Genomic DNA, 17,162 nt, shown 5'->3' with positions numbered 1-17,162 from the left:
GCACGACGGCTCGACCGAGACGACGACCGTCACCGCCCGGGGCGGGGTCCTCGACACGTCCCCCGGCTCGGTGCAGGAGTGGACCGAGCGCTACACGCACGCCGTGATGGACACGTTCGGACCGCCGCAGCGCGTGCTCGTGCGCGGCGAGGGCGCGTACGTCTGGGACGCGGACGGCAGGCGCTACCTCGACCTGCTGGCCGGGATCGCGGTCAACGCGCTCGGCCACGCGCACCCGACGCTGACCGCCGCCGTGAGCGCGCAGCTCGGCACGCTCGGGCACGTGTCGAACTTCTTCGGCACGCCCACGCAGATCGCGCTCGCCGAGCGCCTCCTCGCGCTGTGCGGCGCGCCCGACGGCTCGCGCGTGTTCTTCACCAACTCCGGGACCGAGGCGAACGAGGCGGCCTTCAAGATGGCCCGCCGCACCGGGCGGCCCCGCGTGCTCGCCCTCGAGGGCGGTTTCCACGGTCGCACGATGGGCGCGCTCGCCCTCACGAGCAAGGCCGCGTACCGCGAGCCCTTCGAGCCGCTCCCGGGCGGCGTCGAGCACGTCGCGTTCGACGACGTCGCCGCCCTGGAGGAGGCGTTCTCGGTCGAGGCCGTGGCGGCCCGCGGGGAGGTCGCGGCGCTCGTCGTCGAACCCGTCCAGGGCGAGGCGGGCGTGCGGTCCCTCTCGCCGGGCTACCTCGCCGCCGCACGTGAGCTCACGGACCGCCACGGTGCGCTGCTCGTCCTCGACGAGGTCCAGACGGGCGTCGGGCGCACGGGTTCCTGGCTCGCGGTCCAGCAGCCGGACCTCGGCGGCGGGATCGTGCCCGACGTCGTGACGCTCGCCAAGGGCCTCGGCGGCGGGTTCCCCGTCGGCGCGGTGGTCGCCTACGGCGAGCGCGCCGCGACCCTGCTCGGCCGGGGCCAGCACGGCACGACGTTCGGCGGCAACCCCGTCGCCGCGGCGGCCGCCCTCGCGACGCTCGGCGTCATCGAGCGCGACGGCCTCCTCGAGAACGTCCGGACGGTCGGCGGTCTCCTGCGCGACGGCATCGCGGGCGCGGGCAACCCGCTCGTCGCGGGCGTCCGCGGCCGCGGGCTGCTCCTCGCCGTGCTGCTCTCGCGCCCCGTCGCGGCGGACGTCGTGCGGGCCGCGCTCGACTCCGGGCTCATCGTCAACGCCGTGGCGCCCGACGCGATCCGCCTCGCGCCGCCGCTCGTCCTCACGCCCGACCAGGCGCGCGACGTCGTCGCGTTCTTCGCGGACCTGCACCTGCCCGACCCCGACCCGACCGAGACGAGGGACTGACCATGACCCCGGTGGCCCCGCGGCACTTCCTGCGCGACGACGACCTCACGCCCGCCGAGCAGCGCCAGGTCCTCGAGATCGCGCTCGCGTTCCGCGACGACCGCACGTTCCGCCAGCCGCTGTCCGGACCGCAGGCCGTGGCGGTGCTGTTCGACAAGCCCACGCTGCGGACCCAGGTCTCGTTCTCGACCGGGATCGCCGAGCTCGGGGGCTTCCCGCTGGTGGTCGACGGGCGCCTCGCCGGCATCGGGGTGCGCGAGTCGATCGCCGACACGACGCGCGTGCTGGACCGGCAGGTGTCCGCGATCGTCTGGCGCACGCACGGCCAGGACCGCATCGAGGAGATGGCCGCGGCGAGCCGGGTGCCTGTCGTCAACGCGCTCACCGACGACTTCCACCCCTGTCAGATCCTCGCCGACCTCCTCACGGTCGCGCAGCACCGCGGCGGCACCGCGGCGCTCGCGGGCCAGACGCTCGCCTACGTCGGCGACGGCGCGAACAACATGGCGCACTCCTACCTCCTCGGCGGCGCGACCGCCGGGATGCACGTGCGGGTCGGGACGCCCGACGCCTACCCGCCGGCCGCGGCCTTCGTCGCCGACGCGGAGCGGATCGCGGCCGAGACCGGCGGGTCCGTGCTCGTCACGTCCGACCCCGTCGAGGCGGTGACCGGTGCCGACGTCGTCGCGACCGACACGTGGGTCTCGATGGGCGACGAGGAGGAGGCGGCGGAGCGCTCGCTGCCGTTCGTGCCGTACCGGCTGGACGCGGCGCTCCTCGCGCACGCGGCGCAGGACGCGATCGTCCTGCACTGCCTGCCCGCCTATCGGGGCAAGGAGATCACGGTCGAGGTCATCGACGGCCCGCAGTCGGTCGTGTGGGACGAGGCCGAGAACCGCCTGCACGCGCAGAAGGCCCTCCTGACCTTCCTCCTGGAGCGGTCGTGACGGAGCACGACGGACGCGAGGTGGACACCACGGAGCGGGTCGACCCGGCGCACGGCCGGACCGCCACGACGAAGGCGGCGCGCCACGCGCGCATCGCCGAGATCGTGCGCCGGACCGCGATCCACTCGCAGGCCGAGCTCGCCCGCGAGCTCGCGGCCGACGGCCTCACCGTCACGCAGGCGACGCTGTCGCGCGACCTCATCGAGCTGCGCGCCGAGAAGGTGCGGGCAGGCTCCGGGGCGCTCGTGTACGCGGTGCCGGGGGAGGGTGGCGACCGTACCGTGCAGAGCGTCGAGTCGCCCGAGTACCTCGCGGCGCGCCTCGCCCGTCTGTGCTCCGAGATGCTCGTCTCGGCGGAGGCGTCGGCCAACCTGGTGGTCCTGCGCACGCCCCCCGGAGCCGCGAACTACCTCGCCTCGGCGATCGACCACTCGGTCCTGCCCGGCGTCCTCGGGTGCATCGCCGGGGACGACACCATCCTCGTCGTCGCGCGCGAGCCCGACGGCGGCGCCGACCTCGCCCGGCGGTTCCTCGACCTCTCGGGGCCGGCTGCGTGACGGGCCGTCGCCGCGTGCCGCCCTGCCACACTGGACCGCAGACCTCCGTCCGCACGGACAGAAGGAGACCGTCATGACCGAACGCGTCGTGCTCGCCTACTCGGGCGGCCTGGACACCTCCGTCGCCATCGGCTGGATCGCCGAGGCCACCGGGGCCGAGGTCGTCGCCGTCGCGGTCGACGTCGGCCAGGGCGGGGAGGACCTCGAGGTCATCCGCCGTCGTGCGCTCGACTGCGGCGCCGTCGAGGCCTACGTGGCCGACGCGCGCGACGAGTTCGCGACCGAGTACTGCATGCCCGCCCTGCGGGCCAACGCGCTGTACCTCGACCGGTACCCGCTCGTCTCGGCCCTGTCCCGGCCGGTCATCGTCAAGCACCTCGTCCGTGCCGCGCGGCGGTTCGGCGCCACGACGGTCGCGCACGGCTGCACCGGCAAGGGCAACGACCAGGTGCGCTTCGAGGTCGCGACGACGTCCCTCGCCCCGGAGCTGCGGACCATCGCCCCGGTGCGCGACCTCGCGCTCACGCGCGAGAAGGCGATCGACTACGCGGAGAAGCACGACCTGCCCATCGCGACGACGAAGCACAACCCGTTCTCCATCGACCAGAACGTCTGGGGCCGCGCCGTCGAGACGGGGTTCCTCGAGGACATCTGGAACGCGCCGACGAAGGACGTCTACGGCTACACGGACGACCCGACGTTCCCGCCGGTCGCCGACGAGGTCGTGGTCACGTTCGACCAGGGCGTCCCGATCGCGCTCGACGGCGTCGCCGTCACCCCGTTGCAGGCGGTCCAGGAGATGAACCGCCGTGCCGGCGCGCAGGGTGTCGGCCGGATCGACATCGTCGAGGACCGCCTCGTGGGTATCAAGTCGCGCGAGGTCTACGAGGCGCCGGGCGCGGTCGCGCTCATCGCCGCGCACCAGGAGCTCGAGAACGTCACGCTCGAGCGCGAGCAGGCGCGCTTCAAGCGCGGCGTGGAGCAGCGCTGGACCGAGCTCGTCTACGACGGCATGTGGTTCTCGCCGCTCAAGCGGTCGCTCGACGTGTTCGTCGACGACACCCAGCGGTACGTCTCGGGCGACGTGCGCCTCGTGCTGCACGGTGGCCGGGCCACGGTCACGGGCCGCCGCTCGGAGACCAGCCTGTACGACTTCAACCTCGCGACGTACGACGAGGGCGACTCGTTCGACCAGTCGCAGGCGAAGGGCTTCATCGAGATCTACGGCCTCACCGCGAAGCTCGCCGCGGCGCGCGACGAGCGGTTCGGCAACGGGCCGGACCTGGGGGACGGGGCACCACGAGCATGAGCGACATCCAGGGAGACGGCGTGCCCGAGCACGATGACCAGAACGAGAACGAGGGAACGACCGGGCGCGTGAGCCTGTGGGGCGGCCGGTTCGCCGGCGGGCCGAGCGACGCGCTGGCCGCGCTGAGCAAGAGCACCCACTTCGACTGGCGCCTCGCCGGTCAGGACATCGCGGGGTCGAAGGCCCACGCGAGGGTCCTGCACGCCGCGCGCCTCCTCGACGACGACGAGCTCGAGGGCATGCTCGCGGCGCTCGACCGCCTGCGCGAGGACGTCGCCTCCGGCGCGTTCGTCGCCGCGGACGACGACGAGGACGTGCACACCGCGCTCGAGCGCGGCCTCATCGAGCGTGCCGGGCCCGAGCTCGGCGGCAAGCTGCGCGCGGGACGCTCGCGCAACGACCAGATCGCCACGCTCACGCGCATGTACCTGCGCGACGAGGCCCGGACGATCGCGGGCCTCGTGCTCGACGTCGTCGACGCGCTCGTCGAGCAGGCCGCGGCCCACCCCGGCGCCGCGATGCCGGGCCGCACCCACCTGCAGCACGCGCAGCCCGTGCTGCTCGCGCACCACCTGCTCGCGCACGCGTGGCCGCTGCTGCGCGACGTCGACCGGTTCATCGACTGGGACGTGCGCGCCGCGCGCTCGCCGTACGGGTCGGGGGCGCTCGCGGGCTCGTCGCTCGGGCTGGACCCGGCCGCGGTCGCGGCCGAGCTCGGCTTCGACGGTCCGGTGGAGAACTCGATCGACGGCACCGCCTCCCGCGACGTCGTGGCCGAGTTCGCCTTCGTCGCGGCGATGATCGGGGTCGACCTGTCGCGGATCGCCGAGGAGGTCGTCCTCTGGGCGACGAAGGAGTTCGGGTTCGTGCGCCTGCACGACTCCTACTCCACGGGCTCGAGCATCATGCCGCAGAAGAAGAACCCCGACGTCGCGGAGCTCGCGCGCGGCAAGGCGGGCCGCCTCATCGGCGACCTGACCGGTCTGCTCGCGACGCTCAAGGGACTGCCGCTCGCCTACAACCGCGACCTGCAGGAGGACAAGGAGCCGGTGTTCGACCAGGTCGACACGCTCGAGGTGCTCCTGCCCGCGTTCTCCGGGATGGTCGCGACGCTGACCTTCGACACCGCCCGGATGGCCTCGCTCGCCCCGCAGGGCTTCTCGCTCGCGACCGACGTCGCCGAGTGGCTCGTGCGCGAGGGCGTGCCGTTCCGGGTCGCGCACGAGGTCGCGGGGGCGTGCGTCCGGGTGTGCGAGGAGCGGGGGGTCGAGCTGTGGGACCTGTCCGACGACGACCTCGCCGCCATCTCCGAGCACCTCACGCCCGGGGTGCGCGAGGTGCTGAGCGTCGAGGGCTCGCTCGCGTCCCGCGACGCGGTGGGTGGGACGGCGCCGGTGCGTGTCGCCGAACAGCTCGAGGCGGCGAAGGAACGCTCGGCGGAGTACCGGTTCTGGGCGCAGGGCTGAGCGTGTCCCGGCAGGAGGACCGCCTGCTCGGGGGGCCGGAGGGCGTGCCCGCGTGAGCGTCGGGCCGTCGGTCCTCGCCGACCTCGCCCACCGGGTGCGCCACGCCGTCCCGCGCCTCGGCCGTGCGCCGTCCTCGGACGAGGGGCCCACGCCGGACGGGGACGCGGCGTCGGGCATCCGGCTCGTGGTCGTCGACGGCCCCGCCGGGTCGGGCAAGACGACGCTGGCGGCCCAGCTCGGCGCGGCGCTGCCCGCCCAGGTGCTGCACATGGACGACCTCTACGAGGGGTGGCGCGGCCTCGAGCCGGCCTGGGCGCGTCTCGACGAGTGGGTGCTCACGCCGCTCGCCGCGGGGCGTCCCGGCCGGTACCGGAGGTTCGACTGGGTCCGTGACGCCTTCGCCGAGTGGCACGACGTCCCGCCCGCGCCGTACCTCGTGGTCGAGGGGTGCGGTTCCGCGCGGCTCGAGGCCGACGCGGTCGCGGCGCTGCGCGTCTGGGTCGAGGCGCCCGACGACCTGCGGCTCCGCCGGGGCCTCGACCGGGACGGCGACGACGCACGCGACCACTGGCTCGCGTGGATGACCGCCGAGCGCGAGCACTACGCGCGCCACCGCACGCGCGAGCGTGCGGACGTGCGGCTCGACGGCTACGGGGTCGTCGTCGGGACGGGTGCCGCGCCGTGACCGCCACCTGACCGGACCTCGGCGTAGATTGCGCACGACGGAGGTGGTGCGATGGACGCGGTGACCGGGACGGCAGACGGCGGACGCGTCGTCGGGCCGTGGGACGCCCCCTCCCGGGGCTGGTACGCGCGGGACGTGCACGACGTCGCGCGCGACCTGCTCGGGTCGCTGCTCACCCGGCGCAGCGACGAGGGCGAGGTCACGCTGCGGATCACCGAGGTCGAGGCCTACGACGGCGAGCGCGACCCCGGGTCGCACGCCTTCCGCGGCCGGACCGACCGCAACCGGGCGATGTTCGGCGAGCCGGGACGGCTCTACGTCTACCGCCACCTCGGCCTGCACCACTGCGTCAACGTCGTGACCGGTCCCGCCGGCCGCGCGTCGGCGGTCCTGCTCCGGGCGGGCGAGGTGGTCGTGGGGGCGGAGCTGGCCCGGGCCCGCCGCGTCGCGGTGGGGCGGTGCGACTCCGACCGCCAGATCGCCCGCGGACCGGCTCGCCTCGCGGTCGCGCTCGACCTGGACCTGCGCCACTACGGCGCCGAGCTGACCGACCCGGCCGGCGACCTGGTGATCCACCGCCCGACCGGACCGCTGCGACCGGCGATCGCGACCGGGCCGCGCGTCGGGGTGTCCGGCGAGGGCGGCGACGGCACGCTCTACCCGTGGCGGTACTGGCTCGCGGGCGACGCCACGGTGTCCGCGTTCCGCAGGGTGAGCGCCCGCGCCCGGTGACGCGAGACCCGGCGACCGGCCGGCGTCGTGCGCGGCGCGCGGAAGGGTGCGCCAGGCCGTGCGCCGACACGGCACACTAGGACGGCGGCCCGCACGGGCCGCGGTGCACGTGCCCGCACCCGCGGGCACCGGACGAAGGAGTGATGGTGAGCGACGTTCTCGACGAGCTGCAATGGCGGGGCCTGGTGGCGCAGTCCACCGACGAGGCCGCGCTGCGCGCCGCGCTGGCCGAGGGCCCGATCGCCTACTACTGCGGCTTCGACCCGACCGCGCCCAGCCTCCACCACGGTCACCTCGTCCAGCTCGTCGTGCTGCGGCACCTGCAGCTCGCCGGGCACCGTGCGGTCGCGCTGGTCGGCGGGGCGACCGGCATGATCGGTGACCCCCGCCAGTCCGGGGAGCGCGTGCTCAACACCAAGGAGACCGTCGCCGAGTGGACCGAGCGCCTGAAGTCCCAGGTGTCGCGCTTCCTCGACTTCGACGGCGACAACCCGGCGCTCCTGGTGAACAACCTCGACTGGATCTCGGAGCTGTCGGCGATCGACCTCCTGCGCGACGTCGGCAAGCACTACCGCCTCGGGACGATGCTCGCCAAGGACACGGTCGCCCGCAGGCTCCGCTCGGAGGAAGGCATCAGCTTCACGGAGTTCAGCTACCAGATCCTCCAGGGCATCGACTTCCTCGAGCTGAACCGGCGCCACGACGTCACGCTGCAGACGGGCGGCAACGACCAGTGGGGCAACCTGCTCTCGGGCGTCGAGCTCGTGCGCAAGGCCGAGGGCAGGTCCGTGCACGTGCTGACGACGCCGCTCATCACCAAGGCGGACGGCACCAAGTTCGGCAAGACCGAGGGCGGGGCCGTGTGGCTGGCCCCGGACATGATGAGCCCGTACGCGTTCTACCAGTACTGGCTGAACGCGTCGGACGAGGACGTCGTGGGGTGGCTGAAGATCTTCACCTTCCGCTCGCGGGAGGAGATCGCCGAGCTCGAGACCTCCGTCCGCGAGCGGCCCGGCGCGCGCGAGGCGCAGCGGGCCCTCGCGAGCGACGTGACCACCCTGGTGCACGGTGCGGAGGCGACCGCGTCCGTGATCGCAGCGAGCCAGGCGCTGTTCGGCCGCGGCGAGCTGGGTGCGCTCGACGAGCAGACCCTCGGTGCGGCGGTCGCGGAGCTCCCGCGCACGACGGTCCGGCCCGGGGACCCGGTCGTCGACCTGCTCGTCGGGGCGGGCCTGGTCGCCTCGAAGGGCGCGGCCCGGCGGGCGGTCGCGGAGGGCGGTGCGTACGTCAACAACACGAAGGTCACGGACGAGGCGGCGGTCGTCGACGCCGACGACCTGCTCCACGGGCGGTACGCGTTGCTGAGGCGGGGGAAGAAGACCCTCGGCGTCGCGGTCGTCGACGACTGAGCCGGACGCCCGGGTGCCGAGCCCGGGGAGGTCCGCAGGGCCGGCCACGCGGCGTGGTCGGCCCTGCGCGGCACACCGGGACCCTGGGAGCCGCGGAATCCTGCGGATTTGGCAGGGCGTCCCTCCGCGTGTAGTGTTCTCGACGTTCGCCCGGCAGGGAGGAACGGACACCACGGTGAAGCTCCACGGAGCAGGCACGAGGTGGCTGGTCCCCCGGGCGGTTCCCCTCTTCGACGGACTGGTCGCCTCGTGCGCCCGTCCAGCGTGAGGGGTGCTGGGATCACCAGCCCGCACGGATGCTCCGGCCGCAAGGACGAGTTGAAGGGCGGGGGGAGAGCCTGGTAGGGTTGAGAAGTTGCCCCAAGCGAGGTTAGGCCCCTGGGTCTGGCTGAGTTGGTGTGTGTCGGTTGTTTGAGAACTCAACAGTGTGCTTGTTAGTCAATGCCAATTTTTGTCCTCGTGGGCATGGCTGGCTGGGTTGCCCGTCCGGGTGGCTGGTTGGTTGTGCCTGGGGATTCCTTTGGTTGATTTCGGAGAATGATCGTCAGATTGTTTTTCGTTTGTAGGCCAGTTTTGTGAACCCTTTGGGGGTTCGCTTCGTATGGATTGTTCGCTGCTGGGTGTTGTGCCTGGTGGTGGGCGTTGATCATTTACGGAGAGTTTGATCCTGGCTCAGGACGAACGCTGGCGGCGTGCTTAACACATGCAAGTCGAACGATGATGCCCAGCTTGCTGGGTTGATTAGTGGCGAACGGGTGAGTAACACGTGAGTAACCTGCCCCTGACTTCGGGATAACTCCGGGAAACCGGGGCTAATACCGGATATGAGCCGTCCTCGCATGGGGGTGGTTGGAAAGTTTTTCGGTCAGGGATGGGCTCGCGGCCTATCAGCTTGTTGGTGGGGTGATGGCCTACCAAGGCGACGACGGGTAGCCGGCCTGAGAGGGCGACCGGCCACACTGGGACTGAGACACGGCCCAGACTCCTACGGGAGGCAGCAGTGGGGAATATTGCACAATGGGCGAAAGCCTGATGCAGCGACGCCGCGTGAGGGATGACGGCCTTCGGGTTGTAAACCTCTTTCAGCAGGGAAGAAGCGCAAGTGACGGTACCTGCAGAAGAAGCGCCGGCTAACTACGTGCCAGCAGCCGCGGTAATACGTAGGGCGCAAGCGTTGTCCGGAATTATTGGGCGTAAAGAGCTCGTAGGCGGTTTGTCGCGTCTGGTGTGAAAACTCGAGGCTCAACCTCGAGCTTGCATCGGGTACGGGCAGACTAGAGTGCGGTAGGGGAGACTGGAATTCCTGGTGTAGCGGTGGAATGCGCAGATATCAGGAGGAACACCGATGGCGAAGGCAGGTCTCTGGGCCGCAACTGACGCTGAGGAGCGAAAGCATGGGGAGCGAACAGGATTAGATACCCTGGTAGTCCATGCCGTAAACGTTGGGCACTAGGTGTGGGGCTCATTCCACGAGTTCCGTGCCGCAGCAAACGCATTAAGTGCCCCGCCTGGGGAGTACGGCCGCAAGGCTAAAACTCAAAGGAATTGACGGGGGCCCGCACAAGCGGCGGAGCATGCGGATTAATTCGATGCAACGCGAAGAACCTTACCAAGGCTTGACATGCACGGGAAGCCACCAGAGATGGTGGTCTCTTTGGACACTCGTGCACAGGTGGTGCATGGTTGTCGTCAGCTCGTGTCGTGAGATGTTGGGTTAAGTCCCGCAACGAGCGCAACCCTCGTCCCATGTTGCCAGCGGGTTATGCCGGGGACTCATGGGAGACTGCCGGGGTCAACTCGGAGGAAGGTGGGGATGACGTCAAATCATCATGCCCCTTATGTCTTGGGCTTCACGCATGCTACAATGGCCGGTACAAAGGGCTGCGATACCGTAAGGTGGAGCGAATCCCAAAAAGCCGGTCTCAGTTCGGATTGGGGTCTGCAACTCGACCCCATGAAGTCGGAGTCGCTAGTAATCGCAGATCAGCAACGCTGCGGTGAATACGTTCCCGGGCCTTGTACACACCGCCCGTCAAGTCACGAAAGTCGGTAACACCCGAAGCCCATGGCCCAACCGGTTCGCCGGGGGGAGTGGTCGAAGGTGGGACTGGCGATTGGGACTAAGTCGTAACAAGGTAGCCGTACCGGAAGGTGCGGCTGGATCACCTCCTTTCTAAGGAGCTTCAACGCACGCCGGCGCCTTGCCTCTTCGGGGGTGGGTGGGGTGTGTGGTGGCCACGGCCCACGCCGTTCGCGTGTGGGGGTGGTTGCTCATGGGTGGAACATTGACGAAAGAGCGTCGGGTCTCGCTGGTGTCAGTACCTGCGTCGCCTGGTCTGCTGGGTCCTTCTTCGGGAGGGGTCGGTGGTGCCGGGTGGTGTGGTGGAACATCGCGGGTGGGGTCCGGGGCTCGTCGAGCACACTGTTGGGTCCTCAGGTCATCGGCCACGTTGGGTGGTGGTGCCTGGTACGGGTCGGTCCGTGGATCGCGAACCGCTCGTCGCAGCTGTGCTGCGGTGGGTAGGCGGGTCTGTGCGGGTCGGGGTCGTTGGTTGTTTGAGAACTGCACAGTGGACGCGAGCATCTTTGAAGTGATCAAGATGCAAAAAGCTCGGGTGTGCCTCCTCGTGGGGTGTTCCCGTGGTTTTTGTTCTTGGTCTCTGCGAATAGATTGTAGTGTGTGTGTCGAAGTTTTTAAGGGCACACGGTGGATGCCTTGGCACTAGGAGCCGAAGAAGGACGTCGTAGCCTGCGATAAGCCTCGGGGAGCTGGCAAACGAGCTGTGATCCGAGGGTTTCCGAATGGGGGAACCCCGTACGAGTCATGTCGTGCGACCTGCACCTGAATATATAGGGTGTGTGGAGGGAACGCCGGGAAGTGAAACATCTCAGTACCGGCAGGAAGAGATATTCCGTGAGTAGTGGCGAGCGAAAGCGGATGAGGCCAAACCGGGCGCGTGGTAAAGCTGTCAGGCGTTGCGTGTCCGGGGTTGTGGGACCCTTCTGGTGGATCTGACAGTCCACCGGGGAGTCAGAAAGCCGTGTCATAGTCGAACCGCATTGAAAGGCGGACCACAGACGGTGCGAGTCCGGTAGACGAAATGGCGCGGCCTCCCGAAGGGGATCCCAAGTAGCACGGGGCCCGAGAAATCTCGTGTGAATCTGGCAAGACCACTTGCTAAGCCTAAATACTACCTAGTGACCGATAGCGGACCAGTACCGTGAGGGAAAGGTGAAAAGTACCCCGGGAGGGGAGTGAAATAGTACCTGAAACCGTGTGCCTACAATCCGTTGGAGCCTCCTTGGTTGGGGTGACAGCGTGCCTTTTGAAGAATGAGCCTGCGAGTTAGTGCTCAGTGGCGAGGTTAACCCGTGTGGGGAAGCCGTAGCGAAAGCGAGTCCGAACAGGGCGCCCATAGTCGCTGGGTCTAGACCCGAAGCGAAGTGATCTAGCCATGGGCAGGTTGAAGCGCGGGTAAGACCGCGTGGAGGACCGAACCCACCAGGGTTGAAAACCTGGGGGATGACCTGTGGTTAGGGGTGAAAGGCCAATCAAACTTCGTGATAGCTGGTTCTCCCCGAAATGCATTTAGGTGCAGCGTCACGTGTTTCTTGCCGGAGGTAGAGCTACTGGATGGCCGATGGGCCCTACAAGGTTACTGACGTCAGCCAAACTCCGAATGCCGGTAAGTGGAAGCGTGGCAGTGAGACTGCGGGGGATAAGCTCCGTAGTCGAGAGGGAAACAGCCCAGACCACCGGCTAAGGCCCCCAAGCGTGTGCTAAGTGGGAAAGGATGTGGAGTTGCACAGACAACCAGGAGGTTGGCTTAGAAGCAGCCACCCTTGAAAGAGTGCGTAATAGCTCACTGGTCAAGTGATTCCGCGCCGACAATGTAGCGGGGCTCAAGTACACCGCCGAAGCCGTGGCATCTGCGCGTAACTCAGGCCTTCGTGGTCCAGAGGCGCAGGTGGGTAGGGGAGCGTCGTGTGGCCGGTGAAGCCGCGGGGGAACCCAGCGGTGGAGGCCACACGAGTGAGAATGCAGGCATGAGTAGCGAATGACGGGTGAGAAACCCGTCCGCCGAATGACCAAGGGTTCCAGGGCCAGGTTAATCCGCCCTGGGTAAGTCGGGACCTAAGGCGAGGCCGACAGGCGTAGTCGATGGACAAGGAGTTGATATTCTCCTACCGGCGAAGAACCGCCCATACCGAGCCCGGTGATGCTAACCGCCCAAACCTGTCCACCGACCCTTCGGGGTCACCGGACAGGGGCGCGCGGGACCCGAACCGGTAGTAGGTAAGCGTATTAACAGGGGTGACGCAGGAAGGTAGCCCGGCGTGGCGATGGTAGTCCACGTCCAAGGCTGTAGGCCGTCGGGTAGGCAAATCCGCCCGGCACCAGGCTGAGAGCTGATAGTGAGCGCGTATGCGCGAAACGGGTGATCCTATGCTGCCAAGAAAAGCCTCGGCGCGAGGTTCTAGCCGCCCGTACCCCAAACCGACTCAGGTGGTCAGGTAGAGAATACCAAGGCGATCGAGCGAATCGTGGTTAAGGAACTCGGCAAAATGCCCCCGTAACTTCGGGAGAAGGGGGGCCCGAAACGTGAACCGACTTGCTCGGGGAGCGTGGACGGCCGCAGAGACCAGGGAGAAGCGACTGTTTACTAAAAACACAGGTCCGTGCGAAGTCGCAAGACGATGTATACGGACTGACGCCTGCCCGGTGCTGGAAGGTTAAGAGGACGGGTCAACCCCTCGTGGGTGAAGCTCAGAATTTAAGCCCCAGTAAACGGCGGTGGTAACTATAACCATCCTAAGGTAGCGAAATTCCTTGTCGGGTAAGTTCCGACCTGCACGAATGGCGTAACGACTTCTCCGCTGTCTCAACCGCGAACTCGGCGAAATTGCACTACGAGTAAAGATGCTCGTTACGCGCAGCAGGACGGAAAGACCCCGGGACCTTTACTATAGCTTGGTATTGGTGTTCGGTGCGGCTTGTGTAGGATAGGTGGGAGACTGTGAAGCCCGCACGCCAGTGCGGGTGGAGTCAACGTTGAAATACCACTCTGGCCGCTTCGGATGTCTAACCTCGGTCCGTGATCCGGACCAGGGACAGTGCCTGGTGGGTAGTTTAACTGGGGCGGTTGCCTCCTAAAATGTAACGGAGGCGCTCAAAGGTTCCCTCAGCCTGGTTGGCAATCAGGTGTCGAGTGCAAGTGCACAAGGGAGCTTGACTGTGAGACTGACAGGTCGAGCAGGGACGAAAGTCGGAACTAGTGATCCGGCGGTGGCTTGTGGAAGCGCCGTCGCTCAACGGATAAAAGGTACCCCGGGGATAACAGGCTGATCTTGCCCAAGAGTCCATATCGACGGCATGGTTTGGCACCTCGATGTCGGCTCGTCGCATCCTGGGGCTGGAGTAGGTCCCAAGGGTTGGGCTGTTCGCCCATTAAAGCGGTACGCGAGCTGGGTTTAGAACGTCGTGAGACAGTTCGGTCCCTATCCGCTGCGCGCGCAGGAAACTTGAGAAGGGCTGTCCCTAGTACGAGAGGACCGGGACGGACGAACCTCTGGTGTGCCAGTTGTTCCGCCAGGAGCACCGCTGGTTGGCTACGTTCGGAAGGGATAACCGCTGAAAGCATCTAAGCGGGAAGCCTGCTTCAAGATGAGGTTTCCATACCCTACGGGGTGAGAGGCACCCAGCAGAACACTGGGTAGATAGGCCGGACGTGGAAACGGGGACCAACGACCCGTGCAGCTGACCGGTACTAATCAGCCGACAACTTCAACACCCAACACACTCATTGCTACGCGTCCACTGTGCGGTTCCCGAACCACCAACCCCCACCCCCCCACACCAGGGGAGGCACCCAGGTTGGACGAGTTCGACGAAGTTACGGCGGTCACAGCGAAGGGGAAACGCCCGGTCCCATACCGAACCCGGAAGCTAAGCCCTTCAGCGCCGATGGTACTGCCCTGGAGACGGGGTGGGAGAGTAGGACGCCGCCGGACAACCCTTCACCGAAGGCCCACCCCCACGGGGTGGGCCTTCGGCATTTCACCATCCTCCACAGCGGGCGCGATCATCCGCGCGGGCGGCGCTCCGTGCCGCCGGCCGACGCCGAAAGCCTGGCCCAGCGGCGTGGGAGGATGATCAGCGCACTTCGGTAGGGGAGGGAACCCGGTGAACGAGACGCACGACGGCTCCGATCGCGAACGTCCGGCCTCGGACGGGCGGCAGCACCCGGAGAGTGACCGCCAGGACGAGCGACCCAGGAGGTCCGGCGCCGACCGTGACGGGCGAGAGGGTGCGGCGGGTCGCTCGAGCTCCTCGGGCGGGCAGCGGCCACCGCGCAGCTCGGGGGCAGGTGCGTCGCGGGACGACCGCGGCGCGGGCGACCGACGCGAGCGACCGGCAGCAGGGCGCAGCACGGACGGCGGTCGTGCCGCGTACCCGCGGCGCGACGGCCGGGACGGCCCGCGATCGGGCGGACGTGACGACCGCCAGGGGGGCCGTGGCGACCGCACCGGTGGACGTGACGACCGTCCGGTCGGGCGTGAGGACCGCGGTGGGTCACGGTACCCCGCGCGACGCGACGACGGGCCGACGGGGCGCTCCGGCGCACCGGGTGGTCGCGACGGCGTGCGCCGCGACGGTGGACGGGGGCCCCGGGACGGTCAGCGCGACGGCCGGCCCCAGGGGCCTCGCGGCTCGGACCGGCGCGACGGCGCCTCGCGCCCGGACGGCGACCGGCGCGGCCATGCGCCGCGCGGCGGGTCCGGTCGCGATCGGGCACGCGCGGACGAGCGCCCGGCGCCGCGCCACCCCGCGGGTCCTCCTGTCGCGGAGGACGTGACGATCTCGCAGCTCGACCGCTCCGCGCGGGCGCGCCTGCGCACGCTGAGCAAGGACACGGCCGAGGTCGTGGGCAAGCACCTCGTCATGGCGGGGCGGCTCATCGACAGCGATCCCGAGCTCGCGTACGAGCACGCGCAGGCGGCGGTGCGCCGGGCCGGTCGCGTCGACGTCGTGCGCGAGGCGGCGGGCCTCACGGCCTACAGCACGGGGCGGTACGCCGAGGCGCTGCGCGAGCTGCGCACGGTGCGCCGGCTCAACGGCTCCTCGGAGCACCTGCCGATCATGGCGGACTGCGAGCGGGGGCTCGGCCGGCCCGAGCGGGCCCTTGCTCTCGCGGCGTCGGACGAGGCCCGGACGCTCGACGACGTCGGTCGGACGGAGCTCGCGATCGTCGTGAGCGGCGCACGGGTGGATCTCGGTGAGCTCGACGCCGCCCTCGCGGTGCTCTCGCAGGTGCCGCCCGCCGGGACGCGGGGCGAGCTGGGCGCGCGCGTCCTGCAGGCGAAGGCGTCCGTGCTCGAGGCTGCCGGACGCCCCGGCGACGCGGCGAAGGTGCTCGCGAGCATCGACGCGGCGTTCCTCGACCTCGCGTCGGACGACGACGACGTCGTGGTCTACGACCTCTCCGAGGACCTCTCCGACGACACCGGTCCCGACCCGCAGCCGTCCGAGGTCGCGGGTGTCTCGGAGGAGGGCGGCCCGGTGAGGCCGGGCACCGACGGTCGGCCCGCCGAGGGCGACGCCCGTGCGGACTCGCGTCCCGGGGAGGGGTCCGCGGACGACGCCCGTCCCGCGGCGTCGACCGAGGACGGCCGGTGAGCGGCGGGCTGCTCGCGAGCGACGTCGCGCTCGACGAGGCGTACGACCTCGCGCTCGTCGACCTCGACGGCGTCGCGTACCGCGGGCACGAGCCGATCCCGCACGCCGCCGAGAGCCTGGCGGGCGCTCGCGCGCGCGGGATGCGGCTCGTCTTCGTGACGAACAACGCGTCGCGGGAACCGGGCTCGGTCGCGGAGCAGCTCACGGGACTGAGCATCCCGACGACCGCGGACGAGGTGATGACTGCCGCCCAGGCGGCGGCGGCGCTGCTGCGCACCCGGCTCGAGCCCGGTGCACGGGTCCTGGTCGTCGGCGGCGCCGGGCTGATGACGGCCGTGCGAGCCGTCGGGCTCGAGATCGTCGCGAGCGCCGACGACGACCCGGTCGCCGTGGTCCAGGGCTTCGCGCCCGAGCTCGGCTGGGCCCAGCTCGCCGAGGCGGCCTACGCCGTGCAGCGCGGAGCCTGGCACGTCGCGAGCAACCTCGACCTGTCCTTGCCGACGGCCCGCGGGTTCGCCCCGGGCAACGGCTCGCTCGTCGGCGCCGTGCGCGCGGCGACGGGGGTCGAGCCCGACAGCGCCGGGAAGCCGTCGCCCACGATGTACCGCCTCGCGGTCGAGCGCGCCGGAGCCCGGTCGCCGCTCGTCGTCGGCGACCGGCTCGACACCGACCTCGCGGGCGCCCGCGCCGGAGGGTATCCGGGCCTGCACGTCCTCACGGGGGTGAGCACGGCGCGCGACGCGATCCTCGCCGAGCCGGGCCTGCGCCCGCACTTCCTTGGCGCCGACCTGCGGTCGCTCCACGAGGCGCACCCCGCCCCGGCCGTCACGGGAGACGGATGGTGGACGTGCGGTCGCAGCGCCGCTCGCGTGGAGGACGGGTCGCTGCGTCTCGACGTCAGCGGTCCCGCGACCGTCGACACCGTCCGCGCGGCGGCGGCCGCGGCGTGGTCGACCGTCGACGAGGGCGGGGCCGTCGCCGCGGAGAGCGTGCCCGAGATCGCCGTCGGGTCGCACTGACCCGCCGCCGGCACGCGCCTGTCGACGGCCGGGTCGCGGCGCGGCATCCCTCGACGTACC

At 69.6% G+C, this 17,162-nt stretch carries 10 protein-coding genes and 3 rRNA genes; all 13 read left to right on the top strand.

What is annotated here, in order from left to right:
* Nucleotides 1-70 precede the first annotated feature (70 nt).
* Nucleotides 71-1,300, top strand: coding sequence for an acetylornithine transaminase (locus ACWPWV_RS17100; RefSeq protein WP_454044578.1), 1,230 nt, complete (start codon nt 71-73; stop codon nt 1,298-1,300).
* 2 nt (nt 1,301-1,302) lie between these two features.
* Entirely contained in the window at nt 1,303-2,247 is a 945-nt protein-coding gene (argF, locus tag ACWPWV_RS17095; protein ID WP_454044108.1) for an ornithine carbamoyltransferase, read from the top strand.
* Between the two features lie 20 nt (nt 2,248-2,267).
* Complete coding sequence (locus ACWPWV_RS17090) at nt 2,268-2,804, top strand: arginine repressor (RefSeq protein ID WP_454044577.1); 537 nt, start codon at nt 2,268-2,270, stop codon at nt 2,802-2,804.
* Between the two features lie 73 nt (nt 2,805-2,877).
* A complete protein-coding gene (locus ACWPWV_RS17085) occupies nt 2,878-4,113 on the top strand; it encodes an argininosuccinate synthase (RefSeq protein WP_454044107.1) in 1,236 nt (411 codons plus the stop codon).
* Nucleotides 4,110-5,579 (top strand): argininosuccinate lyase, encoded by a 1,470-nt coding sequence (gene argH / locus ACWPWV_RS17080; RefSeq protein WP_454044106.1) that lies wholly within the window; start codon nt 4,110-4,112, stop codon nt 5,577-5,579. The genes ACWPWV_RS17085 and argH overlap by 4 nt, the downstream gene beginning before the upstream one ends.
* 52 nt (nt 5,580-5,631) lie before the next feature.
* Nucleotides 5,632-6,264, top strand: coding sequence for an AAA family ATPase (locus tag ACWPWV_RS17075; protein WP_454044105.1), 633 nt, complete (start codon nt 5,632-5,634; stop codon nt 6,262-6,264).
* A 51-nt stretch (nt 6,265-6,315) separates the two neighbouring features.
* Nucleotides 6,316-6,996 carry a DNA-3-methyladenine glycosylase gene (locus ACWPWV_RS17070; protein WP_454044104.1) on the top strand — a complete coding sequence of 227 codons (681 nt, stop codon included), beginning with the start codon at nt 6,316-6,318 and terminating at the stop codon, nt 6,994-6,996.
* A 146-nt stretch (nt 6,997-7,142) separates the two neighbouring features.
* Entirely contained in the window at nt 7,143-8,405 is a 1,263-nt protein-coding gene (gene tyrS, locus ACWPWV_RS17065; protein ID WP_454044103.1) for a tyrosine--tRNA ligase, read from the top strand.
* Between the two features lie 649 nt (nt 8,406-9,054).
* Nucleotides 9,055-10,578 (top strand): 16S ribosomal RNA (locus tag ACWPWV_RS17060).
* Nucleotides 10,579-11,089: 511 nt separating this feature from the next.
* Nucleotides 11,090-14,197 (top strand): 23S ribosomal RNA (locus ACWPWV_RS17055).
* Between the two features lie 103 nt (nt 14,198-14,300).
* Nucleotides 14,301-14,417: ribosomal RNA gene (rrf, locus tag ACWPWV_RS17050) — 5S ribosomal RNA — on the top strand.
* Together the 16S, 23S and 5S rRNA genes form the textbook arrangement of a ribosomal RNA operon.
* 841 nt (nt 14,418-15,258) lie before the next feature.
* Nucleotides 15,259-16,083: a hypothetical protein gene (locus tag ACWPWV_RS17045; RefSeq protein WP_454044102.1), complete on the top strand. Its 825-nt coding sequence runs from the start codon at nt 15,259-15,261 to the stop codon at nt 16,081-16,083.
* Entirely contained in the window at nt 16,080-17,102 is a 1,023-nt protein-coding gene (locus ACWPWV_RS17040; protein ID WP_454044101.1) for an HAD-IIA family hydrolase, read from the top strand. Before ACWPWV_RS17045 ends, ACWPWV_RS17040 begins: the two co-directional genes overlap by 4 nt.
* Nucleotides 17,103-17,162 lie beyond the last annotated feature (60 nt).

Source organism: Cellulosimicrobium sp. Marseille-Q8652 (assembly GCF_965112045.1).
The sequence above is the reverse complement of the archived record's forward strand: the minus strand, read 5'-3'. Positions and strand labels throughout refer to the sequence as shown.